Source organism: Actinoplanes teichomyceticus ATCC 31121, from assembly GCF_003711105.1.
In the GTDB taxonomy this organism is placed as follows: domain Bacteria; phylum Actinomycetota; class Actinomycetes; order Mycobacteriales; family Micromonosporaceae; genus Actinoplanes; species Actinoplanes teichomyceticus.
In genome coordinates this window covers 6,403,244-6,429,407 of record NZ_CP023865.1, presented here as the reverse complement: position 1 = coordinate 6,429,407, position 26,164 = coordinate 6,403,244, and the positions used below count along the sequence as shown (strand labels likewise).

Below are 26,164 nucleotides of genomic sequence, written 5' to 3'. Positions count from 1 at the left end.
GTTCATCGCGACGGCTGCCGCGGCAGCGCTGATCGGGACCGGAGCCCACGCCGCGGTATCCTCGCCGCCCGGCGCCTCCGGAGCGGTCGTGGCCGGCCGGGCACCCGAGTCCCCCACGCCGTCGTCGGCACGTCAGCCCGGCGCGGTTCAGGATGACCAGCGCTCCCCACGCCCCGTCCGGGTCGGCCGGTCCGTCCCGCCGGACGCACAGCCCGCATCCGTCGCGGCAGCACGCGAAGTGGTGCGGGGCAACAGGAAAGCCGTGCACGCCGTCGCGGGTGAGAGTTACCAGGCCAAGGACGTCGTCATCGACAGCGGCGGGGCCCGGCACGTCCGCTTCGACCGCACCTGGAACGGCCTTCGCGTGCTCGGCGGTGACTTCGTCGTGCACACCACCGGCGCGGGCAGGTTCGCCGGCGCCACGGTGGCTCAGGACGCCGCCGTCGACGTCGCCCGCACGCCTGCGGTGGCGAAGCACGACGCGATCGCCACGGCCGGGAAGCAGTCGACCGGGCCGGCGGAGGCGCGGCTGGTCGTCGACGCCCACCAGGGCGAGCCGGCGCTGGCATGGCAGGTGACGATCGCGGACCACCTCGTCGTGATCGTGGACGCCACCACGGGCCGTACGCGGCGCACGTACGACCTGACCAAGGCCGCTGACACCGCGACCGGGCACGGGCTGCACAACGGCGAGGTCAAGCTGTCCACCACGCGTACCGATCAGGGCTCCTTCGCCCTGATCGACCCGGACCGGGGTGGCAACACGACCCGGGACGCGCTGAACAGCACCGACAGGCCGACGGAAGCCAACTCCCGGGCGTTCACCGATGCCGACGACATGTGGGGCGACGGCACGACGGCCGACCGGGCGACCGCGGGCGCCGACGTGCACTACGGTATGGCCCGGACCTGGGACTACTTCCATGACACCTTCGGCCGCGCGGGCATCGACGGCGACGGCAAGGGCGTCACCGCGTACGTCCACCACGACGTCAACTGGGCCAACGCATCCTGGAACGACTCCTGCGTCTGCATGATGTTCGGCGACGGCGACGGCACCCGCAAGGCGTTCACGTCGCTCGACGACGTCGCGCACGAGACGGCGCACGGGCTCACCTTCCGCACCGCCGACCTCGTCTACCAGGGCGAGTCCGGGGCGCTCAACGAGGCCACCAGCGACATCTTCGCCACACTGGTCGAGTTCGCGGCGAACAACCCGGCCGACGAGCCCGACTACCTGATCAGTGAGATGACCGGTCCGCAACCGCTGCGCTGGATGGACGAGCCCACCCGCGACGTCAAGTCGGTGTCGTGCTGGAGTCCCTCGGTCAAGGACCTCGACGTGCACCGCTCGTCCGGTGTGGCCAACAAGTTCTTCTACACCCTGGCCGTGGGCAGCGGCTCGACGCGGTGGGGCAGCAGCACCCCGTGCGGCGGCGCGGCGCCGGTGACCGGCATCGGCAACGACGCGGCCGGCGCCATCTGGTACCGCGCCCTGACCACATACATGGTGTCGAACACCGACTTCGCCGGGGCGCGCCAGGCTACGCTGCAGGCGGCGACCGACCTGTACGGCCCGGACAGCGCCGAACGGTCCGCGGTGCGGGCCGCGTGGCTCGCGGTCGGGGTGGACGGCTCGGGCGCCGTGCCGCCGTCGGACACCGCACCCGTGATCGACCCGATCCCGTTCACGCCGGCGCACCTGGGCACGCCGGTGACGCATCAGCTGACCGGCCACGACCCGCAGGGACAGGCCATCGTCTGGTCGGCGGAGGGCCTGCCGCCCGGCCTGACGATCACGCCGCATGGCCTGATCAGCGGCGTGCCGACGGCCAAGGGCACGTCGACGGTCCGGATCCACGCCACCGACCCGGACGGTAACCGGACCAGCTCGCAGGAGGCGCCCTGGTACGTCACGGGGCCGCCGACCCTGATGGTGCCGCTGCCCGTCTCGCGAACCTTCACCGTGGGCGCCGAGACGTCGTTCCTGGTGCGCTTCGAGGACTACCCCGACCATCACGCTCTGGGCCAGGTCCAGACGGTGGCCGTGGAGACCACCGGGCTGCCCGACGGCCTGACCGCCACCGCCACCGTCGACGGCACCTTCGACTGGATGACCAGGGTCACCGTGAGGGGCACGCCGAGCACCGCGGGCACCGGGACGATCCGGTTCACGGCGACCGATCCCGACGGCGAGACGGCGACCTTCGCCCTGCCGTACACCGTCGGGCCGCCGCTGGCACCGGCGACCCCGCCGACCGCGTCCGTGTACGCCGGCGACGTCAGCGGCACCGCGATCGTGAGCTGGGGTGAGCCGATCGCCGGAAGTCCTCAGGTCACCGGCTACGTCATCCGGGTCACGCCCGGCTCGGAGCAGGTGCTGCCGGCGACGGCCCGTTCGGTCACCCTGACCGGTCTCGACCCGGCGCAGGCGTACGAGATCGGTGTTCGTGCTCGCGGCACCGCGATCGACAGCGCCGAGAAGACACTGACGATGAAGCCGACCCGGCTGACGCTGTCGCCGCCGTCGGCGACCGTCGATCATGCCGGCCCGGTCACGCTGACCGGCGCGGTCACCGGTCCGCCCGCGAACGGCCGGGCCTACCTGGAGCAGAAGGCGCCCACGTCGGCCACCTGGACGCGGGTCTCCATGATCACGGCGGATGCGACCGGGACGTGGAGCCTCACGGTGAACCCCACCGTGACGACGGCCTACCGGGTGTCGTACCCGGCACGGGCGATCGGCTGGTGGCCCGCGACGTCGGCCATATCGACGATCACGGTCCGTCATGCCGTGACGGTCACGCCCAGCACCCTGTCCGCCAGGGCCGGGAGTACGGTCACCTTCACCGGTACGGTCAGCCCGGCGACAGCGGGGGTGAAGGCGAACCTGCAGCACTACGCCAACGGCGCGTGGGTGACCCTGCAGAGCGCCACGATCGCGGCCGACGGCTCCTATGCGATTCGCCGGGCCTTCACCCGCGGCAACTGGAACCTGCGCGTGGTGACCAGCGGTGGCAACACCAATGCCGCCGGCCTCTCCCCGACCCTGACGCTGACGGTCACCTAGCGGAAGCGAACGGCGGCCGTGCCCGGCGTGCCGGGAGCGGCCGAGCGCGGATAAGCTTCGCCCGACGGAAGGATGAGGATCGTGGACGTGGTGCGGACTCTGCGGTGGTCCGGCGGCATCGCCGTGGTCCTGTTCGGCGTCGTCCCGGCGGTGATGGTGACCCTGCTGGTGGCCGGCGGCAACACACCGCGATCGGTGGGGCTGCTGCTCGTACCCGGCATCCCGCTCGTCGTGGCCGCGCTCGTCTGCGCGGTGCGCAGCATCACCAACCCCGATCCGGAGTCCAGCGCGCGATGGATGCGGCGCAGCATGGCGCTGGTCGCCGGCGCGGACGTGCTGATGCTGGGCGGCAACGCGCTGATCCGGATGGCCGGATCCTGACACCACCGCCGGCCTCGACCGCGCGTACCCGGCGTCCCGTCGTGGCGCTGTCGTTCAGCTCACGGCAGACGAGGCTCACCGGTAGCCGACCGACGGTCGGCGTCAGGCCGGGTAGGACGTCATGCCGGGCCGGTGGCCCGGCATGACGTCGCGTCCGGCGCGCGACCTCAGCGCGCCGGACGGACTCCGTCCGGCGAATCGTCCTCGAACACGGCTTCGGTGAGCTTCTCGCAGAGCGCGGAGTCGTAGCCCAGCGGCGCGTCGTCGAGGCTGATCGCGGGGACCGCGCCCATCACCGAGTTGGTCACGAACACGTGGTCGGCGGCCAGCAGATCCGCCACCGTGAGGCGCCGGTTCTCGACCGCGTAGCCCCAACTCCGCAGGAGCCGAGCGACCTCGGCCGACATGGTGCCGGGCAGAGCGGGCCCGGAGACGGGGAAGCACGCGGTCGCGCCGTACATGCAGCAGATGCTCGCGGTGTTGGTCTCCGACACGGAGCCGTCGGCGTTGCGGATCAACGCTTCGTCCGCGCCGTGTCGCTCGGCCCACGCACCCGCCAACCGGTAGTGCAGGTGGTTGAGGGTCTTGTGGCCGGCCAGGTGGGTCTCTCGTGGGTGTGGGTACGTCATCAGGCGCAGCCCGGGCCGTGCGCTCAGGACCGGGCGCGGCGCGTACGGCTTGGCGCTGGCGAACAGCACCGGGGACAGCCGCGCGCCGCTCGGGTTGCCGGCGGTCGCCACCAGCTTGACCACCGCGTCGGTGCGCGACAGCCCGTTCCTGTCCACGAGCCGGGCGATGACGTCGGCCCAGGTCACATCCGGTGGCGTGGTGCCGAAGAACTCCCGCCAAGCGAGCTCGAAGCGCCGCACGTGGGCTTCGAGGAGGATCGGACGGCCCGCGTGGACGCGCAGCGTCTCGAAGAACCCGAGGCCGTACGACAGCCCTTCGCTGTCGATCGGCACCGTGGCGGCGGTGCGGGGTTTGAAGAGCCCGTCCTGCCACACCGTGGCGGCGCTCCGCTCGTCACCGGCCGTCGCGTGCAGGGCGTTCATCAGCGTCCGGCCCTTGTGCAGGGTCTCCTCGTACTCACTCGCGGGATCCGAGTCGAAGACGATGCCGCCGCCCACGGAGAAGACGGCCGTGCCGCCGGTGAACGTCGCCGTCCGGATCGCGATGGAGAGATCCATCGTGCCGTCGAACCCGAGGTAGCCGATGCTGCCGGTGTAGACGTGCCGCCGTACCGGTTCCAGCTCGTCGATGACCTCCATCGCCCGGATCTTGGGGCAGCCGGTGATCGAGCCGCCGGGGAAGGTGGCCCGCAGCAGATCCACGGCGTCCATTCCCGGACCCAGCTCGCCCGTCACGGTCGACACGAGGTGATGGACGTTCCGGTAGGTTTCCAGGCGCTTGTGTTCCCGCACGCGTACCGAGCCCGGACGGCAGACCTTGCCGATGTCGTTGCGGAGCAGGTCGACGATCATCGACAGCTCGGCGTCCTCCTTGGCGCTCTCCCGCAGCTCGGCCCGCAGGCTGTCGTCCTGCGCCGGGGTCGTGCCGCGGGGCCGGGTGCCCTTGATCGGCCGCGTCTCGACGGCGCCGTTCCTGAGCTCGATGAACCGTTCCGGGGAGGTCGAGACGATCTGGTGGTCACCCGCGTTGACGTAGGCGAAGAAGGGGGCCGGATTCTCCGCGAACATGCCGGCGAGGCAGTCGAAGGGGTCCCCGGTGAACGGCGCCTGGAAACGCTGCGACATGTTCACCTGGTAGACATCGCCGTCGACGATGTACCGGCGGATCGCCTCCACGGCGGAGAGGTATTCGTCCCGGGAGAAGGCCGACACGCACCGGCCGGTCGCCTCCGTCTGCCGATCGCGGGGGGCCGCCGGCGCGCCGAGCGTCTCCTTGAAACGCGCCACGTGCCGGCTCACCGCGGTGTCCTCGCCGGCCACGCGCATCGCGAGGAGCGTCGTGGCCTCGGTGACCCGGTCCTGGACCAGGATGACGGTCGGCGCCACGAGGTGCATCAGGGGCAGCCCGAGATCGTCGACGCTGGTTCTCGGCAACCGCTCCAGGCAGTCCTTCAGGTCGTACGCGAGGTAGCCGAGCAGTCCGCTGGACAGCGGCAGCGGCGCGGCCGGCGCCGGCACGGGGGAGTGCCGCAGGAGCCGGCGCAGCGCTGTGAACGGGTCGGCGTCCAGCTCGATCCGCCGGTCCCCGTCCGTGATCGTGGTCCGGGTGCGCTGCCCGCTCAGCGACAGCCACGGACGTACGCCGAGGATGTGGTACCGCGCGCAGTCGAGCGTCCCCCCGCTCAGCAGGGCGACGGTGCCGGGCTCGTCGGCGAAGCGGCGCACGACCTCGACGAACGGCTCCCGCAGTCGAAGGGGCTCGGAGTGCACCCCGGTGACCCGCCGCAGCGAGGACAGAAGGTCGGCGTTCACGATCGCGCTCCTTTCAGCGGACCCGTGCGCAGGAAGTTCTCGATCATCGTGAACCCGTGCTCGGTGAGGAAGCTCTCCGGGTGGAACTGGACGCCGAACAGCGGGTCGCGGACGTGCTGGATCCCCATGGTCACGCCGTCGGCGGAGCGTGCGTTGACCCGGAGTTCCGCGCTGATGCCCGTCGTGGCCAGCGAGTGGTAGCGCGCTACCGTGACCGGCTCGGGAACTCCGGCGAACAGACCCGACCCGTCGTGATGCACGGCGCTCGTCTTGCCGTGCATGGGAACGGGCGCGTGCACCGTACGTCCGCCGAACGCCTCGTTGATGCACTGCATGCCCAGGCACACGCCCAGGATCGGGAACGCGCCGTGGTAGCGACGGATGAGCTCGGTGGAGATCCCGGCCGCGCCCGGGCTCCTGGGGCCGGGGCTCACCAGGACGTAGTCGGGCCGCTCACGCGCGACGTCGTCCACGGCGAGCTCGTCGGCGCGGACCACGCAGATCTCGAGGTCGTAGTTCTGGAACATCTGGACGAGGTTGAAGGTGAACGAGTCGTAGTTGTCGATGACGAGGAGCCTGGCGCTCATGCTGTGGACCTGTCTCTCCCGAGGAATCGCCGCCGCGGTCGTTGCCAGAAGAATCGTCGACGCGGCGCTGCAGCATGGTGAAACCGCCATCGACCGGCAGGTACGTGCCGGTCATGAAGCGTGACAGGTCGCTCGCCAGGAAGATCACGGCACCGGCCATGTCCTCGGGCAACCCGTTGCGGCGCATCGGGCTCCGGGCCGCGATCGACTCCTTGACGTGCGGCGCCATCGGCATCGCCGCATCGGTCAGGGTGAGCCCGGGCGCGACCGTGTTGACCCGTACGCCGTGCGGGCCCAGCTCGGTGGCCAGCGATCGCACGAACGCGTCGACCGCGGCCTTGGCGGTGCTCTGCGCGAGGAACCCGTCGTTGCTGCGCTTCGAGCAGGTGCTCGAGATCGCGATGATGCTGCCGCTTCGGCGCCGCAGCTTCTCCGGGGCAACGGCCCGGCACGGGTGGAGGATCGCCTTGAGCTCGTCGCTGACCCTCCGGTCGAGATCCGCCCACTCGTACTCGAGGAAGGGCCGATGGCGGAAATGCATGTGCGCGTTCGCCACCAGGACGTCGATGTGCCCGAAACGATCGTGGACGGCGGCCACCATGCCGGCGACGTCGTCGGCGCGCGTCACGTCCGTCCCGAAGATCTCGGCGGTAGGTCGACGAAGGTGGTGCCGGACAGCCGGGCGGTGGCGGCTTCGTTGCCGCTGTCCCACCGGGAGGCGCTCCGGGGATGGTCCTCCCGGCCCGGCGGACGGCGCGCATCGGCCATCGGCTCGGTGGGCCGCCGCGGCGGTGTGCGCACTGATTCCTGCCGCAGCCCCCGGATGGTGTGCCCGGCGGCGCCACGAAGTTCCTTCCGGCTCGGCGCCGTGGCGCGGGGAGAGATCCGCCGCGGCCGTGCTCGCCCACGGCAATGATCGCCGCCTGCGCGCACAGCTGGCCCTGGTGCTTACCCGGTTGAGCGTCCGATCTTACGCGCCGGTGACGGTGCACTGTCCCCTGCAGAGAGACAATACCCACCACGCCGTGGTCGGCGGGGACCCGGCGGCACCCAGCCGGTGAGGTCGACGGGTGCGCGCCTGTCACGCTCCTCCGGTTGACCGGTTCATCAGCGCTGTCCGGTCGCCGTGCCCGGACCGGGTGCGGCCGGGACGCCGCCCGGCCGGTCATGCGGGATCCAGGCGGCCCATCGCCTGGATCGTGTCGGTCATCCGGGTGACCAGCTCGGCGGGGGCCAGGACCGGGACGCCCGCGCCGAGGCGAGCAGGCGCGGCACCGCGTCGGGTTCTCGGTACCAGCCGGGCGCGTCGAGGTGGAAGCGTGCCGGCCGCGGTGAGGGCTTCGACGTCGCGGTACACCGTCCGGGCGCTCACGTCGAGCTCAGCGGCCAGTCGGGCGGCCGCGGTCCTGCGGCAACAGCAGCAGGGAGAGCAGGCGGCTGGCACGCATCCGCGAGAGTCTGCCAGGACCCTGACAGAAGATGTCAGGGGTAGCCGGTCACGATCGCCGCATGAACGACTTCGACTTCCTCATCGGCTCCTGGAACGTGACCAACCGCCGGCTCTCGAACCTGTTCGCCGGCAGCGACCGGTGGGAGACCTTCCCCGGCACCAGTGTCTGCCGGCCGGTCCTCGACGGTGGCGGGAACACCGAGGAGATCGCTTTCCCGACCCTCGGCAGCCACGGCCTCACGCTGCGCCTGTTCGACCGTGACCGCAAGGAGTGGTCGATCTACTGGGCGAGCAGCCGCGCCGGCACGCTCTACCCGCCGGTGGTGGGAACCTTCACCGACGGCCGGGGCGACTTCTACGGCGACGACGTCCACGACGGCAAGCCGATCAGGGCTCATTTCATCTGGTCCGACATCACCTCCGACTCGGCACGATGGGAGCAGGAGTTCTCCGCCGACGGCGGACGGACCTGGGAGTCCAACTGGGTCATGACGTACCGCCGCGCATGACCGGAGGACGGCCGGCCTCGGCTACCGGCCCCGCACCACGACGACGATCTTCCCGGTGGGGTGGCCCTGGGCGAGCTCGCGGATGGCGGCGGCCGCGTCGGCCAGTGGGTACGTACGGCCGACGACCGGGGTCACCGCCCCGGACTCCAGCAGCGGGGTGAGCTCCTCCAGGCTCTGCCGGCCCTCGCGCGCGGTCACACCGCACACCCGGGCCGTGCCGAACCGGGAGAGCAACGGTGCGGCCAGCTGCCGCTGGAAGCCGCCGAGCCACCGTCCGCGCATGTGGCCACCGCCGACCAGGGCGATCGTCCCGCGCTCGGTGACGGCCCGGCGGAGCACCGGCAGCGGGCGGTTTCCCGCGGTGTCGATGACGGCGTCATGGCGCGCACCGCCGTCGGTGATCTCCTGGCGGGTGTAGTCGATGACGTGCTCGGCGCCGAGCGAGCGCACCAGCTCGGCCTTGGCCCCGCTGCAGACGCCGGTGACCACGGCGCCGGAGGCCCGGGCGAGCTGGACCGCGAACGTGCCGACGCCACCACCGGCGCCGATGACCAGCACGCGATGGCCGGCGCCGACCCGGGCGGCGCGGAGACTCTGCAGCGCCGTCACCGCGGAGACCGGCACCGCGGCCGCCTGCTCGAAGGTGAGACCGGCCGGCTTGCGTGCCAGCCGATGCTGCCGCGCGACCGCGTACTCGGCGAGCGAGCCGGTCCGGCACGTGCCGTACACCTCGTCGCCGGGGCGCAGGTCGGTGACGGCGGCGCCGGTCTGCGCCACGACGCCGGCGACGTCGCGGCCCAGGCCGGCGACGCGCGGCCGGCGCAGGCCGGCCGCCAGGCGTACGGCCAGGGGCCGCCCGGTCATGAAGATCCAGACGCCGGGGTCCACCGCGGCCGCACGTACCCGGACCAGCACGTCGTGCTCGCCGAGCGGGGGCCGGCTGACGTCTCGCAGTTCCAGAGCGTCCGCCGGGCCGTAGCTGTCGCGGACGATCGCTCTCATGACTGCTCCTCGGGGGTCTCCGGGTACTGGAACACGTCGTCGAGCGGGACCCCGAAGACCCGGGCGACCCGGAAGGCCACCTCCAGGCTGGGCGAGTACTTGCCCTGCTCGATGGCGTTGAGGGTCTGCCGGGTGACGCCGATGCGCTCGGCGAGGTCGGCCTGGGTCATCTCGTCGTGGGTGAAGCGCAGCGCGCGGATGCGGTTGGTGACCCGTGTCGGTTTCACCACTGCGGCACGCCCCTGCGGTAGACCACGACCTTGGCGACGCCGCCGAGGATCGCGGACAGCACGAAGCACAGGTAGACGACGTTGGCGATCCAGAACCGGTCCCACCCGGCCATCGCCATGAGCATCGCCGCGACCGCGCCGATCACGACGAACGACCGGCCGACGTGCTCGCCGAGCCGGCCGATCTCCCGGTCCCGCTCGTCGGTGGCCCGGGAGGCGCCCGGGGCCGTGTTCACGGCGGTCTCGGCGGCGATGGAGGCGGCGACGGCCAGACCGACGGTCCACAGCAGCGCATCGGTGTAGGGCACGTCGGGCAGCGCACGGTCGCCCAGGCGGCCGACGATGACGATCACATAGGCCGCGTAACCGAGTACGGCGACCACCAGCCTGATCCACACCCGCTTTTCTTCGTACGTCATCGGCGTCCCCTGCATGTCCAAGAAATTTGACACCGCCAAGGTAGCAATCTTTGACTTGGTGTACAAGAAATTTGACACCCGGGATCGGCGGCCGGCGGGCGGATCCCCTCGCCGCCTGCCGGCCGGCGGCGGCCCGCGCGTCGTCGACCTCGAAGGGGCGCATTGCGCCATCCCGGCCCGCCGACCGTGGTGGCCGGTGGGCTCCGGTGGCGGGGGACGAGTCGATGGTGTCAACCCGGGTTGACGGCCGGGCGCGTGTCAACTACGGTTGACGAATGAAGCGATTGTCAGGATCCGGTCGGACGTCGGCCATGCCGATCCAGCACGGCGACGAGGCGCTCGCGGCGCGGCTTCGCGCCCTCCTGGGCGACCGGCACCCGGTGGCCGCGGCCGCCACGATCTCCCCCGGACAGCAGCGGGTGGCGGGACTCGGCGCGGGCGCCGGGGCGGACTTCGAGATCGGCTCGGTCTCGAAGGGCGTGACGGGTCTGCTGTACGCCGACGCGCTGGCCCGCGGTGAGATCGACCGGACGGCGACCCTCGGCGACCTGTTGCCGCTCGGCGACTGCCCGGCCGCGCGTGTGACCCTGGCGTCGCTCGCCACCCATCACTCGGGATTGCCCAGCCTGCCCAGGTCGGCCGGGTTGGTGCGGCGCAGCGTGGCGCTGTGGCGGCACGGCGCCAACCCCTACGGCGACACCCTGGACCAGCTCATCGTCCAGACCCGGTCGGTGCCGGTCGGCAAACCGCGGGCACGGTACTCCAACCTCGGCTTCCAGTTGCTCGGCCACGCGATTGCGGCCGCCGCCGGAGCCAGCTACCCCGCACTCGTGCGCGAACGTGTCGCCGACCCGCTCGGCCTCGATGTCTTCTACGTTCCGGCGACCCCGGCGCAGTTGCGCCCCGACGCACTGACCGGCACGACCGGATTCGGACGCCACCGGCAGCCGTGGACCGGTGAGGCGGTAGGGCCCGCGGGTGGCATCCGCGCCTCGATCCAGGCGATGGCCCGCCTGGCCGCCGCGATGCTGGACGGATCGGCTCCCGGCCTCAGCGCTCTGGATCCGGTCGCGCGATTCGCCGGCAGTGCCGTCCGCATCGGGGCCGGATGGATCGCGCTGGAGCGCGACGGCCACACGGTCACCTGGCACAACGGCGGTACCGGGGGGTTCCGGGCATGGCTGGGGCTGGACCGGGCCGCCGGCGCCGGAGCGGTGGTGCTGACCGCGACGTCGAGGGGCGTCGACAGGTCCGGCTTCCGGCTGCTGGCGGAAACGGCCGGGCGGAACGCGTCACGGCCGCGGCGCTGAAGGCACGGCGGACGTCGTACCGGGAACCGGTCGTGGTCCTGAGCCGAGGTGGAGGGTTAAGATTCGCGGCCGATCGACAATTCTCGGCCCGGGTGCCGGTGACTGGCGTGTGGGTGAATGAGGACAGAGCAACGTACGGCTCGGCCGGCGCGGACCTGGATGGGCCGGCCGTGGGTGTGGGTGCTCGCGGTGGCGGCGCTCTTCTCGCTGGTCCAGCTCCCGTCGGCGCCGGGCAACTTCTATCCGGACTCCACCGAGTACCTGACCCAGGTCTACGGGATGCTCGGCGACAGCCGCGCCGAGGGCCGTGACCGGGCGATCCGCGCGTTCTGTGATCAGTACCGGCACAAGAGCCTGGTGCTCGATCCGGTCGGCTTCGACGCGAAGGCGGGCGCGAAGGCCGCCGGCAACTGCGTCAAGCGGCTGCACGCCCAGGACGACCAGGGCCCGGAGACCCGGTACGGCCCGGCGATCACCCGCGGCGCGTCGATCCCGTCCAGCCGGTACGAGGACATCTTCCTGTCCCGTCCCGGCGTGGCGGTGCTCTACCTGCCCGGCGTGGTGGCCTTCGGCCCGCGCGCCGGGATGTGGCTGACCACGCTCGCCTGGACGCTGCTCGGCGGCGTCCTGGTGTTTCTGCTGCTGCGCCGGCTCGGCGTGGCGCCGGGGGTGGCGGTGCTCGGTCAGGTGCTCTACCTCATCCTGCCGATACGGGTGTGGACGATGGCGCCGCTGTCCGAGGGCATCACCCTCGGCCTGCTGATGACCTGCCTGCTCGGCGCGGTGTATCTGCTCACCGGGGACCGCCGTCGCGGGTTGGCGCTGCTCGGGGCCGGCTTCGCGGTCGGCACCTTCGTGAAGTACTCCCAGTTCCTGCTCTTCGCCGCCGCCCTGGCCGGCGTCCTGGCCGTGGTCGTGCTGGTGCGCCGTCGCCGCGCCGGCGGCGGCGCCGACGGCGCGGCCACGCTGATCGGCGTGTCGGTCGCCGCGGCGGCCGCGATGTTCCTGGTCTCCAAGCTGCTCGGCTGGCCCGGGACCGCCGACACCATGCAGGACCTGCTCACCAACCACTTCCGTGAGCCGGACGTGGCCGACCCGCTCGGCGGCTGGCTGCGCACCAACCTGGACTTCTGGCGGAGCTGGCTCGCCGAGCAGCTCCAGGAGCCGTTCCTGCTGGTCGCCTGGGCCGCCGGGGCGTGGGGCGTGATCCGCTTCCACCGACCCGCCGGGTACGTGGTGTTCGCCGCCCTGCTGGCCGGTCTGGCGAACCAGATCGGCCACCCGAACGTCACCCAGGGCTCGCGGATCTACATCGCCGCCTGGCTGCTGGCGGTGTACGGGATACCGCTGCTGCTGCACACCCTCCTGACCCGGCGCCCGCCCGATGTTCTCACCGAACGCCAGCCCGTGGAGCCGGTCACCGAGGTCATCCCGCGCCAGTCCGGCCCCGCGCCGGCCCCCGACACGTGGCGGTCCCCGGCCGGCGGCGAGTGACGCCGCAGGCCGCCCCGAGCCGGTGCCGTGGCGCAGACGCCGGCCGGCAGGGCACGGGCACCGGCAGCGCCGGGTCCGCCGGCTCGGTCAGTCTTGCTGGCCCGGCAGCGGCGGGCAGTCGCGCGGCACGTTCCACCCCAGCAATCCGGTGGCCCGGTCGAGCCGGTCACCCACCACCAGACCGCCGCCGTCGACGATGTGGCAGGCGTACATGGCGTGGTCATGGCGGCTGTTGCGCATCTTGACCACGTTGAGGAAGCGGCCGACCTCGGCGCAGTGCTCGATGTAGCGCACCTGGATGACATTGTGGAACAGGTACATGAGCCCGGTGAGGGGATCCTCGACCGGGCCGAACGTCCGCGTCTCGCTGGTCACCCACAGCGATGCGCCGGCGGCGCGGACGATGCTCAGGAGGCTGCGCAGGTACGCCGGGAACCGTTTCGCCTCCCGCGCGGCGTGGGCCATCTCGGCAAGACTGTCGATGACGACGCGGTGGATCGAACCGTCGTCGACGGTGTGCCGGATCATCGAGGCGAGCACGTCCAGGTCGAGGTCCAGCGCGCCGACCGGGACATGGGCGATGACCAGCTGGTCCCGCTGCCGGGCGGTCCGGAAGTCCCAGCCGAAGCGGCCGGCCATCTCCTCCAGCTCTTCGAGGCTGTCCTGGAACGTGACGTAGAGGCACCGCTGCCCCTGCGCGATGCCCTCGGCGAGGAATCCGAGGCAGCCGATGGTCTTGCCGACCCCGGTGGGGCCGAGCACGACGGTGGCGTCACTGCTGGGGATGCCGCCACCCATCAGGTCGTCGAGGCCGCGGATGCCCGAGCGGATCCGCGGGCCGCAGCCGGGGATGTCGGTGGGCAGGAAGGACTCGATGCGGGGATGGACGCGGAGGCCGTCGCCGGTGATGTGCATGGTGTGGGTGCCGCCCAGCGGCCCGGCGCCGCGCATCTTGGCGACCCGCAGGCCGCGCCGGTCGACCGGTTCGCGGATCTGGTGGGACAGCAGGACGATGCCGTCGGCCAGGGTGAACTCGATGGCGGACCGCATGTCGTCGTCGCCGTACTCGCCGAGGAGCAGCAGGACGGCTCCGCTGTGCGCGACCCGGCTGGTCAGATCGTAGAGCGCGGTGCGCAGCGTCTGGGCGCTGACGAAGTCGCGCAGCATCATGATGCTGTCGATCACCACGAGCGCCGGCTCGTCGTCGAGCGCCTTGCGTACCACCTCGTTGATCAGCGGATCGATGTCGGTGGCGCTCCGGTCGCGCAACATGTCCCCGAGATGCACGTACTCCACACGCGGGCCCAGCGACTCGGGATCGAAGAACGAGAAGTCGCGCAGGTGCTCGACCAGCTTGGCGTGCGGCTCGGACAGGGTGGTGTAGTAGACGGCCTTGCGCTCGGTGGTGGCCGCGGCGAAGCAGATCTGCTGCGCCAGGACGGTCTTGCCGGTGCCGGGCGGCCCGGCCACGACCACCACCGAACCCGGTCGCAGGCCCCCGCCGAGTATCAGGTCGAGATCCGGAAGTCCGGTGCTCAGGGTTGTCATCGCCCGTCACGTCCTTCCGAGAGCAGGCGTTCAGCCGCTGCGACCAGTTGGGCGCGTTCGTAGGGTTTCGCCAGTGCGGCGTCGGCGTGCACGGCCAGGTGCCAGTCCGAGCTGACCGACAGGATCGGGATCGTCATGGTGGCCGGATCGGCTCGGAGCCGGCGGATGAGCTCCACGCCGTCCATCACCGGCATCATCACGTCGGTCACCACGAGATCGGGCCGGGCCTGCCGTACGGCGTCCAGCGCGGCGGCCCCGTTGCCGGCCTCGACGACCTGGTGCCCGGCGCGGGTGAAGATGCGTCGCATGAGGAAGCGCAGGTCGGGCTCGTCGTCGACCACCAGAATCGTCGCCACCGGTCCCGTCCCGTTCCTGGGGCTCCTCCCTCGCAGATCCTAGTGTCGAGGTGCCCGCCTCAGCTGCGGAATGCGGTATTCGTGCCGGGGGCTCGCCCCGGCGTGCGGCCGGCGCCGTCCTCAGCGTGCGCTCAGCGATCCCCCGGAATGCTGTGGCCGTGACGACCATGATCCCCGGATTGCGCCTGACCGTCGTCGAGTTCGCTGTCGTGCTGGCCTCGGTCGTGCTGGTGCTGGCCCGCTGGCTGCCGCCGGCCGCCCGCCGGCGTACCGCTGCCGGCGCGGCCGCCGTGGCGATCGCCGGGGCCGCCTGGACGATGCCGGGGCCGCGCTGGCAGATCCTGCTGGTGCTGGGTGCGGACCTCCTCGCCGGGATGGCGACCGGCGCGGTGTGGTTGCTGGGCCGGCGCACCGGCCGGGGCGGCCGGCGGGCCCCGCGGTGGCTGGCGTTGCCCGGCTCGCTGCTGGGTGTCGGGCTCGTGCTGGTGGGCGCGGTCGCGGCCGGGGCGTTGCCCGTGCCGACGTTTCCGCGGCTGTCCGGGCCGTCGGCGGTCGGCACCACGGTGGTGCAGTGGACCGACCCGGCCCGTGCCGAGGCGGCCACGCCGGACCCGGCGGACCGCCGTACCGTGGTGGTGCAGTTGTGGTATCCGGCGCGGCAGGTGGCGCCCGACACGCCGCGGGCGCGGTACCTGGGCCGCACCCGCCAGGAGGCGGACACCGTCGCCGCCGCGGTGGCCGGTTATCTCGGGGCGCCCGGCTTCCTGCTCGACGGGCCGACCCGCGCCCACAGTCACGCGGTGCTCGACGCCGCGCCCGCGGCCGGCCGCTTCCCGGTCGTGCTGTTCTCGCCCGGGCTCGGCGGGGTACGCACCCAGAACACGGCGTGGGCCGAGGACCTGGCCAGCCGTGGCTACCTGGTGGCCGGTATCGACCACCCGTACGACTCGGCCGCGGTGGTGCTCGCCGACGGGCGTACCGTCGCAACCCGCATCGCGGCCAGCGGCGATCCGGACGAGGACGACCGCAGGAGAATCTCCTGGGCGACGGTGCGGGCGGCGGATCTCAGCTTCGTCCTCACCCAGCTCGGCCGCCTCGACTCCGGTGAGCTCGCCGGACCTCTCACCGGGCGGCTCGACACCGCGCGGGCGGCGGCGACCGGCCATTCCCTGGGCGGTGCCGCCGCCATGCGCGCCGCCCAGCGGGATCCGCGATTCACCGCGGTCATCAACCTGGACGGCGGCCTGGACGCCGACCAGGGCCCGCTGCGCCAGCCCGTGCTCGTGCTGACCCACGCGGTCCAGGACCAGGCGGACGCCGACTACGTCGCGCGGGTGGCGAAGGTGCTCGACGGCGGCCGGGCGACCGGCTACCGGCTCAGCGTGCCCGGCAGCGCCCACCTCACCTTCACCGACGCCCCGCTCTACCTGCCACCGGTCCGTGCGCTGGTGGGTTCACTGGGCGCGGTCCACAGTGTCCGGATGACGGCGGATACCAGCGCCGCGTTCCTCGACGCCACCCTGTACGGCCACGCCGCCGACCTGACCACCACGCTGGCGGAACACGGCGACCTGACGGTGCACCGGCCCGCCGGGTGACGGCGGGCCGGCCGGCCGCGCAGCGGTCAGCAGGAGACCTTGGTGCGGCCCTTCTTGTTTCCCCACTTGCACGTGTCGTGGGTCTTGCCGGCCTTCGTCTTCAGGGTGGCGGTGTCGCCGGTGTTGTTCCAGACGTAGTTACCGGAACCCCAGTACAGATGGGCCCTGGTGTTCGTGCCCTTACCGGTGTGCAGGTAGATCTTGCCGCCCTTGCCGGCGATCGTGACGTTGCCGAACGTGTACGTCCGGGACTTGTCGACGATCTTCCAGCCCGTCAGCCTGACCGGCTTGCTGCCGGTGTTGACCAGGGCGATCCACTCCGCGTTCAGCGACTTGTTGGTACGGGTGTCCTTGCCCGGCGAGTCGTACTGCGTGGAGTGGAAGCGCAGGGCCGGGGCGGCCTGGGCCGGGGTGGTGGTGGCGACGATCCCGCAGGCGGTGAGGGCGAGAGCGCCGACGACGGATGACAGTGTGCGCATGACCAGGTCTCCCAGGAGGCTCGATGGAGGAGACCGATTGTGGCGGTCATGGGCCGCGCCGTCCGGTCCGGCGGGTCGCGTGTCCGGTTGGGATCAGCTGCCGGGACGGCGGCGCGCGCGACCGATCGGCCGATCGGCCGGCGCTGAAGGTAGGAGAAGGGCACCGCGCGCCGCCGTGACCCGCGCGCGTGCTCCGGGGCGAGGCGCCCTCACCCCAGAGAGGACGGCGGTAGCGAGCCGAGGGCCCATTCCACCGTGACGGTCACCGCCAGCTGCTGCCGGCCCGGCTCGATCGGGACCGGCGAGTAGGCCGCGGCCATCCGGTCCTGGTTGTCGAAGTATCCGCAGCTGAGCGGCACCTCGCTCACCCGGATCACCCGGCCGAGCGGCCGGCCGGCCTGACCGGCGTACAGGGCGGCCTTTCCGCGGGCGTCGGCGAACGCCTTCCTGCGGGCCTCGGCGAGCAGCGCGGCGTCGTTCTCGATGGTGAACGACACGCCGTTCAACCGCGCCGCGTCACCGCCCGCCGCGACGGTCGCGGACATGAGCGCTCCGGCGCCCGCCAGCTTCCGGATCTTCGCGGTGAGGCCCTGGTTCACGGTGTAGCCGGTGATCTGTCCTTTGTCGTTCTGCTTCGCGCTGATGTTGACGTTGGACGTCTGGAGGTCGGCTCGGGCCACCCCGCCGCCGACGAGCGTGTCGCGCATCCGGGTCGCGGCGGTGTTGGCGCTTTCCAGGGCCTCGCCGACCGTGGCGGCGGTGGTCTCCGCCGCGAAGTTCGCGATGAGGGTGTCCGGCTCGCCGTACACCACGCCGGTCCCGGTCACCAGGACGCTTCCCCGGCTCTGCGCGGTGGACGGGCAGTCCGCCGCGGCGCTGGTCGAGGCGGCTGCCGGGCGGCCGTCGAGCAGCCCGGAAGAGAGCGCGACGACGGCCGCCAGCATGACCGGCACCGGCCCGATGGCTCGTGATCGATTCATTTTCCCCACCTTTGAGGCGATATTTGCCTCCTATTTAAGGCGGCCGGGCCGTCGGCCATCCGGTGTTCCGCACATCCGGCGCGTCGGGTCGGGGCATGCGGCATCCGGTGATGCGGGCGTTGCCTGCGAGCCGCCGGTTCCCCGCCCGGCCGCGTGCCGGCTGCCGACGTGACCGTGTCCGACCGGGACCGGTTCCCGGGACGGGTGGCGGTGTGCCGGTCGCCGCAGCCGTGCGGCCGGCGGCGCGCGTCACGGTCGCGCCGCGGCGGCCGCCGGCGGGCGGTGCGCGAGACCCTCGGGGATCCGGACGACCACGGTGGTCCCTTGTCCGTCGGCGGGGGCCAGCGCGATGGTGCCGTGGTGACGGGCGGTGATCGCCGAGCACAGCGCGAGCCCCAGCCCGGCGCCGGGGATGGCGTGCTGGACGGCGTTCGGCGAGCGGTAGAGCCGCCGGAAGACGTGGTCGCGGTCGGCGGCGGGGATGCCGATGCCGGTGTCGGTCACGCTCAGCTGGGCCACCCCGTCGCGGGTCTGCAGCGCGACCTCGACGCGGCCGCCGTCGATGCAGTACTTGACGGCATTGCTGAGCAGGTTGTCGACGAGCTGCCGGAGCCGGTGCGCGGAACCGGACACCGGCAGGTGGTCGGGCAGCGCGGTGTGCACCGTGATGCCCAGGTCGGCGGCGCGCCCGGCGGCGGCCGTGCACGCGTCGCGGACCAGGTGCGCCAGGTCGACCGGTTGCCGGTCCAGCTCGATGTGCCCGGAGTCCAGCGCGGCCAGGTCGAGCAGGCCGTCGATCACGTTGCGCATGTGGGCGGTGTTGCGCCCGATCATGTGGATCAGGTCCTGCACCTCGCCCACCGGGGTGTCCGGGTCGATGTCCTCGAGCAGCCCGGTGGACGACAGGATCGACGTCAGCGGAGTGCGCAGCTCATGACCGGCCAGCGCGATGTACTCGTCCTGCGCGCGGGTCAGCTGCTGCGCCAGGTCGTCGGCGCGGCGGCGCTGGACGAACTCGCCGATCTGCGCGGCGACTCCGGAGAGCAGGGCGACACAGGAGGCGTCCTGCGTGGCCGGGCTCGCCCCGAACGCGGTGAGCGCGCCGATGGCCCGGTCACCGCCGTGCACCGGCACGGCCAGCGCGGTGCGCAGCCCGCAGCGCAGGGCGGTGGCCTCCGACAGCGGCGCCGGGTCGGTGGCGGCGTCCGGCACCCACACCGGCTCGTCGCGGTCCCAGGCGGTGCCGGCCAGGCCGAAGCCGCGGCTGATGCTCGCCGGCACGGTGACCGTCGTGGGGTGCTCCGGGGACGTCCACGTGCCGACCGGGTAGAGCAGGCCGGTGAGGTCGTCGGCCAGCCACAGCTCGGCGTGCGCCCAGCCCAGCGTGGTGATCACGGCCTCGAGCACCGCGGGTGCGGCGGCGGCGGTGTCGGTCGCGGCGGCGAAGACGCGGTGCACGGCGAGTTCGGTGTCGCGGAACCGCTCCGCCCGGCGGCGTTCGGTGATCTCGTGCGAGGCGGAGACCGCGCCGAGAAGCTCACCGGTACGGCTCAGGATCGGGTGGGCGTGCGTGGAGTACCACTTCTGCGATCCGTCCCGGCCGACCATGATGCCGTTCACGCCGCGGACGTGCTCGCCGTTCAGGGCCCGGATCAGCGGCATCTCGCCCACCGCGAACGGCTCCCCGCCCGGGTGCAGCGCCCGCAGGCGCGCCGCCCACTCGCGCGGCGTCAGGCTGGGGTCGGCGTCGCTGCCCAGGGACTCCCGCATCGCCCGGTTGAACATCACCAGCCGGCCCTCCGGGTCGCACGCCGCCACGCCGGTGTCCAGGCTGTCCAGCAGGGCCTGCAGGAACAGCTCCTGCCGTTCGAGGTCGCGGGTGGTCTGCTCGGCCTGCTCGTTCGCCCGGGACAGCCGGGCGGCGTGCACCTGAGCGGCTATCTCGGTCGCCGCGACCGCGGCCAGGTCGTCGAGCAGGAGCAGGTCCTCGGCGGACCACTGCCGCGGCGCCGTGTCGCCCACGCAGAAGGCGCCCAGCAGGGTGCCGTCGGGGGCGCGCAGCGGGTTGCCGGCGTAGGCGACCAGGGACCACTCGGTGACCGCCAGGTTGTCGCGCAGCCGCGGGTCGCCGCGGGCGTCGGCGACCACCAGCGGGGCGTCCGCGTCGACGACGTGCTGGCAGAAGGAGTACGTCAGCGGGGTCTGCCGGGCCGACGCCCACGGCTCGGGTATCCCGCGCACGCTGGCGAACCACTGCCGGTCGTGCTCCACGACGCTGGCCAGGGAGACCGGGACGTCCAGCAGCCGTGCGGCCATCGCGGTCAGCCGGTCCAGGCCCGGTGACACCGACTCGGTGGCCAGGCCCATCGAGCGCAGCACGGCCAAGCGACGCGGATCGGTGACCCGTCCGGCTGCCTCCGGAGCCGGGGCCGGGATCAGCGTCATGCCGTCACCACCCCTCGGACCCACCGGCGGCCCGGTGAGCGCCGCGCGCCGCGGGTCATCCCTTCCATACTGGCATAACCAGGGCAAACAGCGCTGACGATCGCTGGATGACGAGTACGCTTCCGGAGGAGAGCTGCGGCTGCGATACCGAACACCGACCGAGAGGTGGGACGTGAGGTGAGCGTGGAAAGCCCCGGTGTGCGAGCGGACAGCGGTGGCCGGGGCATGCTGCTGACCGACGAGCACGGGCAGCCGGCGCCACCGCCACTGGACGCCTACGAGGTGCTCAACGGCGAACGGATCCCGGATCTGGACGCGATCGTCGACCTGGCCGCGAAACTGTGCGACGTGCCGGCCGCGGTCATCAACGTGCTGACCGCCGACCGCCAGATCCAGATCGCGGCCGTCGGCTTCGAGCGGTCGGCGTGCCGCCGCGAGGACGCCATGTGCTCGATCACCGTGGTCAGCCCCGACCCGGTCGTCGTCTCGGACGCCCGGACCGACCCCCGGTTCGCCGACAGCCCGTTCGTCACCGGGGTCATCGACACCATCCGGTTCTACGCCGCCTCCCAGCTGCGCGGCCCGGCCGGGCACGTGCTGGGCACGCTGTGCGTGTTCGACCACCGGCCGCGCACCCTGACCATCGAGCAGAAGGCCGCGCTCGACAAGCTCGCCGTCCTGGTCGTCGACGTGCTGGAGCTGCGCCGCCGCACCCGCCAGCTGGAACACACCCTCATCGCGCGCGATCAGGTGATCGGCGAGCTGCGAAGGCTGCGCGCGGAGCTGGAACGCTCGAACGACGCGCTGCTGCGCTTCGCCGGAACCGTCGCCCACGACCTGCGCAGCCCGCTGATGAGCATCTCCGGGACGGCCACGCTGCTCGCGGAGGAGGCGTACGAGAACGATCCCGACGCCGTCGCCGCCGACGCCCAGACGATCGCGCGGGCCGCCCGGCGGATGGGCAACATTCTCAACGACCTGCTCAGCTACGCCGGGGTGGGCGGGCAGACGCGGCGCTGCCGGGTGCAGCTCAGCGATCTGGTCGGTGACGTCCTGGAGGACCTGCGCGCCGACATCACCGCGGCGCACGCCACCGTGCACACCGGTGACCTGCCCACCGTCGAGGCCGACCCGACCCACATCCGGTTGCTGGTGCAGAACCTGCTCAGCAACGCGCTCAAGTTCCGCCACCCCGACCGGCCCTGCCGGATCAGCGTCGACGCCGCCGTGCGGCCACACGAGTGGATGCTCCGGATCAGCGACAACGGCATCGGCATCCCGGCCGCCCAGCGTGACGACGTGCTACGGCCCTTCGTGCGGCTGCGCAGCGACCTGCCGGGGCACGGCATCGGCCTGGCCACCTGCGCGGAGATCCTGCGCACGCACCACGGCCGGCTGGACATCGGCGACACCCCCGGCGGCGGCACGACCTTCATCGCCACGATCCGCCACCCGGGACCGGGCCAGGGTGAGAACCGGGAACCGGGCGGCGCCGACGCCGAGCGGGCCGCCCGGGCGGGGATCCCGGCCTCGGGATAGATAGCCGAGCGGGCCGGGCTTGCCGGGCCCGGCCCGCGCCCCGCGCGGTCGCGCCGGGTCACGCGCGGGTCCGGCCGCTGGACGCGGTGAGCCGGGGCTGCCCGGTGGCGCCGGGTCACGCGTGGGTCCGGCCGCTGGGCGCGGTGAGCCGGGGCTGCCCGGTGGCGCCGGGTCACGCGTGGGTCCGGCCGCTGGGCGCGGTGAGCCGGGGCTGCCCGGCGGCGCCGGCCTCAGCGCAGCCAGACGACGATCCCGGTGAGGTCGTGCAGGACGGCGGCCACGCCGGCGCGAACCGCGTCGCCGCAGCGCTGCGCGGTGAAGGAGGCCGGGTCGTAGGTGGACGCGGACCCGAGGCCCTCGCCGCGGAACGACGCGCCGGCCCAGTCGGCGGCGGTGACGTTCTCGGTCGGCTCGGCCAGCTCCGCCCCCACCACCAGGAACTGCTGGTCCAGGTGGTTGGCGGTGACCAGGGCGAGCGGGTCCACCAGGCCGTCACCGGCGCTGACGATCAGGTCGGGGGACATCCGGACCGCCTCGGCGATGTCCGGGACCGGGTCGGCCGGGTCGGCTTCGACGGTACGCAGCTCGGCCCGCTCCGCCGCGGCCCACGACCGCACCGCGCTGACCAGCGCCCGCGTCGGCGCGTCGGCGCCGGTGGTGAGCAGCACCACCCGGTAGCCCGCCGGCGGGTGCACGGCCGACCACGAACCGGGGGCCGGGGTGATCGTGCTCTCCGGCGCGGGCGTGGCCGACGGGGCGAGGAATCCCGGCCCGAGCGAGCCGGCCGGGGTGGGCGGCGCGTGCGGCCGCGACCAGTCGTCGCCGGCGCCGCAGCCGGTGACCAGGATCGCCGCGGCGACGAGCGCGGCGGCGGTACGGAACGGGTGGCGCACGGTGCGTCTGCCTCACGGGTCGAGCCGATGATCACCCTTACTACACCGGGACCGGCCGGTTCCGGCGTGCCCGGGGGACCTTGTCGTCAGCGGTTCGCCGGCTGTCTTGATCTTGTTAACCGGAGACGTGCACGGTGCTCAGGCCACTTGCGAAGGAGCCATCTTGCGTACCGTTGCCGCCGCCGTCCTGGGACTCGCCGCCGCGGCCGGCGTCCTGCTGAGCGCCGGGCCGGCGCTCGCGCACGGCTTCAGCTCCACCGTCTACGTCGACGTGACCGCGGGCGACGCGGGTCACGTGCGCACCGCGGTGGAGCTGGAGTACGACCTGTACATCGTCTCGGCCGCGGACTACGGCCGCGACGACGCGCTGTTCCGGGCCGGCACCGACGCGTTCGAGGCGGCGCACGACGCGGCCATGGGGGCGGCGCTGAACGCCCACCGGGACGCCGCGCTGCGGTACGTCACCGAGCGGTTCGCGGTCAGCGCGGCCGGCGCGGCCTGCACCGCCGCCCCGGCCGGGGACTTCACCGTGGGCGGCCGGGAGGGGGTGCCGTACGCCCGGGTGGTGCTGCAGTGGAGCTGTCCGCGGCGGGCGGACACGCACCAGGTGCGCAGCGCGCTGTTCCCGGACCACGAGACGTACGTCAAGGGTGTCAAGACCATCGTCACGTACCGCCTGGACGGCCGCGCCGGCAGCGCCGTGCTGGATGCGACCCGGCCGTCGTTCTCCACCGGTCAGCCGTGGCAGCGCCGGTTCGGCGAGTTCTTCCGGCTCGGCGCCGAGCACCTGCTGACCGGCGCCGATCACCTCCTGTTCCTGCTGGCGCTGATCGCCGGTTCCCGGCGGCCGCGCGAGATCGTGCTGGCCGCCACCGCCTTCACGGTGGCGCACTCGGTGACGTTCATGCTGGCCGCGCTGGGTCTGGTCGAGGTGCCGGCCGGGATCGTGGAGCCGGTGATCGCGCTGTCGATCGCCGTGGTGGCCGCCTGGCACCTCGCCGCCGGGTCGCGGGCCGGCTCCCGGGGCCGGGCCGGCTGGGGACGGCTGGGCGTGGTCTTCTGCTTCGGGCTGGTGCACGGTCTCGGGTTCGCCGGCGCGCTCGGCATCGACGAGGCGTTCTCCTGGACGCTGCTCTGGTCGTTGCTGGTGTTCAACGTCGGCATCGAGACCGTCCAGTTGGCGCTCATCGCGGCCGTCTTCCCGGTGCTGGCCGGGCTGCGGCGCGGGTGCCCGCGGGTGGGGCGTTGGCTGACCGGCGCCGTTTCGGTGGGTGTGTCCGTGATAGGACTGATCTGGTTCGTCCAGCGGACGCTCGGCGGCTGAGGACTTCCGGTGGGCGCCGCCGGTGATCTTGATCTTGTTCATGCCCGGTTCATGGCGCCGGACCAGCTTGATCATGCCTCCCGGAACTTTCCCATCGGGAAGCGATCTCTCTCATCAGGAAAAGGAACGGAAACCGATGAGAACCAATCACCGGCGCCGCGTGTCCGCAGGGGCCATCGCGGTGTTCCTCGGTGTGTCGGTCGCCCTCGGCAGTGGCCTGACCGCCCCCGCCCGCGCGGCCGACACCACGGCGGTCTCCGCCGTCATCCTGGGCGTCGGCGCCAACGAGGCCCAGCGCATCGTCACCTGGTACACCAGCGCCGACACGGCACAGCAGGTGCAGCTCGCGCCGACCGCCGAGCTCGGCGCCGGCGGCGAGTTCCCGGCCGGCGCGGTGACCTTCGCCGCCACCGGCACGGCGAACATCGCGAGCAGCGGCGGGTACAACCGCCACGCGACCCTCACCGGGCTGCGGGAGAACACCTCGTACACGTACCGGGTGGGCGCCGAGGGTGGCTGGTCGGCGGCGTACACGTTCCGGACACGGGACTTCGAGGGCGACTACGACTTCCTGTTCTACGGCGACCCGCAGATCGGCGCCTCCGGCAACCTGGCCAAGGACCAGGCCGGCTGGGTGGACACGCTGGAGGTGTCGCTGGCCGCCAACCCGGACGCCGAGCTGCTGGTCTCCGGCGGTGACCAGGTCGAGAACGCCAACACCGAATCGCAGTGGAACGCGTTCCTGGCCTCCGATCGGCTGCGCCAGTACCCGTGGGCGGCCACCATCGGCAACCACGACGTCGGCGGCAAGGCCTACGAGCAGCACCTGTACACGCCGAACACGGACCGCTCGGCGGCGTACTACGCCGACGGCAAGGGCGTCACCACGTCCGGCGGCGACTACTGGTACATCTACAAGGACACCCTGTTCATCGACCTGAACAGCAACAGCTACGCCGCCTCGCAGGGCGGCGGCGGGGACGCGGCGCACGTCGCGTACGTCACCGACGTGATCGACAGGCACGGCGCCGAGGCGAAGTGGACCGTGCTGGTCTACCACCACTCCATCTACTCGGCCGCGGCGCACGCCAAGGACGCCGACAACAAGGTGCGCCGGGTGGACTTCCCGACCACCTTCTCCAAGCTCGGCGTCGACCTGGTGCTGCAGGGTCACGACCACGTGTACACCCGCAGCTACCTGATCAAGAACGGCGCCAAGGCCGACCCCGCCGAGCAACCCGGCCAGTCCGACGTGTTCGCCGGCCCGGGCGGCGTGCTGTACGTGACCGCGAACTCGGCCTCGGGCTCGAAGTACTACGACATCAGCAGGCCGGACAGCAGCGGGACCAGCGGCGCGGGCAACGGCGCCGACCCGCGGAAACCGGAGAACTACTGGTACAACTCCGTGCAGAACCAGGAGCACGTGCGCTCGTACGTCAAGGTCCAGGTGCGCAACGACAAGCTGGTCGTCGAGAACGTCCGCAGCGGCACGTGCGCCGCCCCGAACGCCTCGGTGGAACTGGGCAGCTCGTGCGGCAACGACGCGGCCACCCAGGGCGTGGGCACCATCGTCGACCGGGTGACGGTGCATCCGTACCACGGCGACGGCCAGGACATCCAGGTCAACGTCCCGGCCCTGGCGCCGGGCGAGTTCGGCTGGACCGTGAACGGTCAGAACTCCCTGGTCGACCTGGGCACCGCGACCGAGAACCCGAACCAGAACTACCTCACCGCGGCCGGCAGGATCAACCCGATCCGGGTGACGGACAGCCGGCGTACGCTCTCGCCCTGGTCGCTGTCGGCCGGGGTGGGCGACTTCACCGACGCCGGCAAGTCCTTCTCCGGCTCGTACCTGGGCTGGTCGCCGTACCTGGTGACGCGGGGCGCCGGCGCGGTCGCCGGTGACCCGGTCCCGTCCGGTTACGTCGACGGCGGCAAGGGCCTCGCCCAGCCCAGCGTGCTCGGCTCGGCCGCCCAGGGGCACGCCCGTGGCTCCGCGGTGCTCGGCGCCGGCCTGGACCTGAGGGTCCCGGACAGCGTCGACAAGGGCAACTACCGCACCACCCTGACGATCACTGCGCTGAGCAGCTGACGTTCCCGCTCGAAGGG

General features: G+C 72.4%; 22 protein-coding genes. 9 read left to right on the top strand and 13 right to left on the bottom strand.

Going from position 1 to position 26,164, the window contains the following annotated elements:
• Positions 1–262 precede the first annotated feature (262 nt).
• Positions 263–3,070, top strand: a complete 2,808-nt coding sequence (locus tag ACTEI_RS28190) for a M4 family metallopeptidase (RefSeq protein WP_164466152.1) — start codon at positions 263–265, stop codon at positions 3,068–3,070.
• A gap of 72 nt (positions 3,071–3,142) precedes the next feature.
• Positions 3,143–3,451 carry a hypothetical protein gene (locus ACTEI_RS28185; RefSeq protein ID WP_164466150.1) on the top strand — a complete coding sequence of 103 codons (309 nt, stop codon included), beginning with the start codon at positions 3,143–3,145 and terminating at the stop codon, positions 3,449–3,451.
• Between the two features lie 167 nt (positions 3,452–3,618).
• On the opposite strand, the gene pabB is transcribed toward ACTEI_RS28185, so the two are convergent.
• The 4 genes from pabB to ACTEI_RS37900 all read right to left on the bottom strand — a co-directional run bounded on the left by pabB (position 3,619) and on the right by ACTEI_RS37900 (position 7,851).
• A complete protein-coding gene (gene pabB / locus ACTEI_RS28180) occupies positions 3,619–5,892 on the bottom strand; it encodes an aminodeoxychorismate synthase component I (RefSeq protein WP_164466148.1) in 2,274 nt (757 codons plus the stop codon).
• Positions 5,889–6,419, bottom strand: a complete 531-nt coding sequence (locus ACTEI_RS28175) for an anthranilate synthase component II (protein ID WP_203723801.1) — start codon at positions 6,417–6,419, stop codon at positions 5,889–5,891. Before ACTEI_RS28175 ends, pabB begins: the two co-directional genes overlap by 4 nt.
• Positions 6,346–7,107, bottom strand: coding sequence for an SDR family oxidoreductase (locus ACTEI_RS38665; protein ID WP_239082656.1), 762 nt, complete (start codon positions 7,105–7,107; stop codon positions 6,346–6,348). The genes ACTEI_RS28175 and ACTEI_RS38665 overlap by 74 nt, the downstream gene beginning before the upstream one ends.
• Before the next feature lie 537 nt (positions 7,108–7,644).
• Positions 7,645–7,851 carry a hypothetical protein gene (locus ACTEI_RS37900; protein ID WP_239082655.1) on the bottom strand — a complete coding sequence of 69 codons (207 nt, stop codon included), beginning with the start codon at positions 7,849–7,851 and terminating at the stop codon, positions 7,645–7,647.
• A 137-nt stretch (positions 7,852–7,988) separates the two neighbouring features.
• Here ACTEI_RS37900 and ACTEI_RS28160 point away from each other — a divergent pair, with 137 nt between their 5' ends.
• A complete protein-coding gene (locus tag ACTEI_RS28160) occupies positions 7,989–8,438 on the top strand; it encodes a hypothetical protein (protein WP_122980424.1) in 450 nt (149 codons plus the stop codon).
• Positions 8,439–8,459: 21 nt separating this feature from the next.
• On the opposite strand, the gene ACTEI_RS28155 is transcribed toward ACTEI_RS28160, so the two are convergent.
• The 3 genes from ACTEI_RS28155 to ACTEI_RS28145 are packed head-to-tail and all read right to left on the bottom strand — an operon-like array spanning position 8,460 to position 10,089.
• The gene (locus ACTEI_RS28155) at positions 8,460–9,440 is read right to left on the bottom strand and encodes an NAD(P)-dependent alcohol dehydrogenase (protein ID WP_122980423.1); all 981 of its coding nucleotides are present in this window, start codon (positions 9,438–9,440) and stop codon (positions 8,460–8,462) included.
• Complete coding sequence (locus ACTEI_RS28150; RefSeq protein ID WP_122980422.1) at positions 9,437–9,670, bottom strand: helix-turn-helix transcriptional regulator; 234 nt, start codon at positions 9,668–9,670, stop codon at positions 9,437–9,439. The genes ACTEI_RS28155 and ACTEI_RS28150 overlap by 4 nt, the downstream gene beginning before the upstream one ends.
• Positions 9,664–10,089 (bottom strand): hypothetical protein, encoded by a 426-nt coding sequence (locus ACTEI_RS28145; RefSeq protein ID WP_122980421.1) that lies wholly within the window; start codon positions 10,087–10,089, stop codon positions 9,664–9,666. Before ACTEI_RS28145 ends, ACTEI_RS28150 begins: the two co-directional genes overlap by 7 nt.
• 275 nt (positions 10,090–10,364) lie before the next feature.
• Between ACTEI_RS28145 and ACTEI_RS28140 the strand changes: the two genes are divergently transcribed.
• Both ACTEI_RS28140 and ACTEI_RS28135 read left to right on the top strand, forming a co-directional pair.
• Positions 10,365–11,399 carry a serine hydrolase domain-containing protein gene (locus ACTEI_RS28140; protein WP_203723795.1) on the top strand — a complete coding sequence of 345 codons (1,035 nt, stop codon included), beginning with the start codon at positions 10,365–10,367 and terminating at the stop codon, positions 11,397–11,399.
• Between the two features lie 117 nt (positions 11,400–11,516).
• Positions 11,517–12,893: a hypothetical protein gene (locus ACTEI_RS28135; RefSeq protein WP_145830980.1), complete on the top strand. Its 1,377-nt coding sequence runs from the start codon at positions 11,517–11,519 to the stop codon at positions 12,891–12,893.
• 87 nt (positions 12,894–12,980) lie between these two features.
• Here ACTEI_RS28135 and ACTEI_RS28130 read toward each other — a convergent pair whose 3' ends face one another.
• The gene (locus tag ACTEI_RS28130) at positions 12,981–14,441 is read right to left on the bottom strand and encodes an RAD55 family ATPase (protein ID WP_122980418.1); all 1,461 of its coding nucleotides are present in this window, start codon (positions 14,439–14,441) and stop codon (positions 12,981–12,983) included.
• Complete coding sequence (locus ACTEI_RS28125; protein WP_122980417.1) at positions 14,438–14,797, bottom strand: response regulator; 360 nt, start codon at positions 14,795–14,797, stop codon at positions 14,438–14,440. Before ACTEI_RS28125 ends, ACTEI_RS28130 begins: the two co-directional genes overlap by 4 nt.
• A gap of 167 nt (positions 14,798–14,964) precedes the next feature.
• On the opposite strand from ACTEI_RS28125, the gene ACTEI_RS28120 reads away from it, so the two are divergent.
• A complete protein-coding gene (locus ACTEI_RS28120) occupies positions 14,965–16,395 on the top strand; it encodes an alpha/beta hydrolase family protein (protein ID WP_122982453.1) in 1,431 nt (476 codons plus the stop codon).
• A gap of 26 nt (positions 16,396–16,421) precedes the next feature.
• Here the strand turns inward: ACTEI_RS28120 and ACTEI_RS28115 are convergent, their stop codons facing one another.
• The 3 genes from ACTEI_RS28115 to ACTEI_RS28105 all read right to left on the bottom strand — a co-directional run bounded on the left by ACTEI_RS28115 (position 16,422) and on the right by ACTEI_RS28105 (position 20,299).
• On the bottom strand, positions 16,422–16,874 hold the full coding sequence (locus tag ACTEI_RS28115; RefSeq protein ID WP_122980416.1) for a lamin tail domain-containing protein: 453 nt from the start codon (positions 16,872–16,874) through the stop codon (positions 16,422–16,424).
• Between the two features lie 209 nt (positions 16,875–17,083).
• Complete coding sequence (locus ACTEI_RS28110; RefSeq protein WP_122980415.1) at positions 17,084–17,854, bottom strand: SIMPL domain-containing protein; 771 nt, start codon at positions 17,852–17,854, stop codon at positions 17,084–17,086.
• A gap of 249 nt (positions 17,855–18,103) precedes the next feature.
• Positions 18,104–20,299, bottom strand: coding sequence for a GAF domain-containing protein (locus ACTEI_RS28105; protein ID WP_122980414.1), 2,196 nt, complete (start codon positions 20,297–20,299; stop codon positions 18,104–18,106).
• A 177-nt stretch (positions 20,300–20,476) separates the two neighbouring features.
• Here ACTEI_RS28105 and ACTEI_RS28100 point away from each other — a divergent pair, with 177 nt between their 5' ends.
• Positions 20,477–21,838, top strand: coding sequence for a sensor histidine kinase (locus tag ACTEI_RS28100; RefSeq protein WP_145830979.1), 1,362 nt, complete (start codon positions 20,477–20,479; stop codon positions 21,836–21,838).
• Between the two features lie 230 nt (positions 21,839–22,068).
• On the opposite strand, the gene ACTEI_RS28095 is transcribed toward ACTEI_RS28100, so the two are convergent.
• Positions 22,069–22,731 (bottom strand): type 1 periplasmic-binding domain-containing protein, encoded by a 663-nt coding sequence (locus ACTEI_RS28095; RefSeq protein WP_122980412.1) that lies wholly within the window; start codon positions 22,729–22,731, stop codon positions 22,069–22,071.
• 163 nt (positions 22,732–22,894) lie between these two features.
• Here ACTEI_RS28095 and ACTEI_RS28090 point away from each other — a divergent pair, with 163 nt between their 5' ends.
• Positions 22,895–24,055, top strand: coding sequence for a HupE/UreJ family protein (locus ACTEI_RS28090; protein ID WP_239082654.1), 1,161 nt, complete (start codon positions 22,895–22,897; stop codon positions 24,053–24,055).
• Between the two features lie 136 nt (positions 24,056–24,191).
• Positions 24,192–26,147, top strand: a complete 1,956-nt coding sequence (locus ACTEI_RS28085; RefSeq protein ID WP_122980411.1) for a purple acid phosphatase family protein — start codon at positions 24,192–24,194, stop codon at positions 26,145–26,147.
• Positions 26,148–26,164: the final 17 nt, after the last annotated feature.

Bases quoted from the DNA above. Each gene is read 5' to 3' on its own strand.
- ACTEI_RS28185 (WP_164466150.1), top strand. From the start codon at position 3,143: ATGAGGATCGTGGACGTGGTGCGGACTCTGCGGTGGTCCGGCGGCATC.
- ACTEI_RS28175 (WP_203723801.1), bottom strand. From the start codon at position 6,419: ATGTTCCAGAACTACGACCTCGAGATCTGCGTGGTCCGCGCCGACGAG.
- ACTEI_RS28160 (WP_122980424.1), top strand. From the start codon at position 7,989: ATGAACGACTTCGACTTCCTCATCGGCTCCTGGAACGTGACCAACCGC.
- ACTEI_RS28155 (WP_122980423.1), bottom strand. From the start codon at position 9,440: ATGAGAGCGATCGTCCGCGACAGCTACGGCCCGGCGGACGCTCTGGAA.
- ACTEI_RS28145 (WP_122980421.1), bottom strand. From the start codon at position 10,089: ATGACGTACGAAGAAAAGCGGGTGTGGATCAGGCTGGTGGTCGCCGTA.
- ACTEI_RS28140 (WP_203723795.1), top strand. From the start codon at position 10,365: ATGAAGCGATTGTCAGGATCCGGTCGGACGTCGGCCATGCCGATCCAG.
- ACTEI_RS28135 (WP_145830980.1), top strand. From the start codon at position 11,517: ATGAGGACAGAGCAACGTACGGCTCGGCCGGCGCGGACCTGGATGGGC.
- ACTEI_RS28130 (WP_122980418.1), bottom strand. From the start codon at position 14,441: ATGACAACCCTGAGCACCGGACTTCCGGATCTCGACCTGATACTCGGC.
- ACTEI_RS28120 (WP_122982453.1), top strand. From the start codon at position 14,965: ATGATCCCCGGATTGCGCCTGACCGTCGTCGAGTTCGCTGTCGTGCTG.
- ACTEI_RS28115 (WP_122980416.1), bottom strand. From the start codon at position 16,874: ATGCGCACACTGTCATCCGTCGTCGGCGCTCTCGCCCTCACCGCCTGC.
- ACTEI_RS28110 (WP_122980415.1), bottom strand. From the start codon at position 17,854: ATGAATCGATCACGAGCCATCGGGCCGGTGCCGGTCATGCTGGCGGCC.
- ACTEI_RS28105 (WP_122980414.1), bottom strand. From the start codon at position 20,299: ATGACGCTGATCCCGGCCCCGGCTCCGGAGGCAGCCGGACGGGTCACC.
- ACTEI_RS28085 (WP_122980411.1), top strand. From the start codon at position 24,192: ATGAGAACCAATCACCGGCGCCGCGTGTCCGCAGGGGCCATCGCGGTG.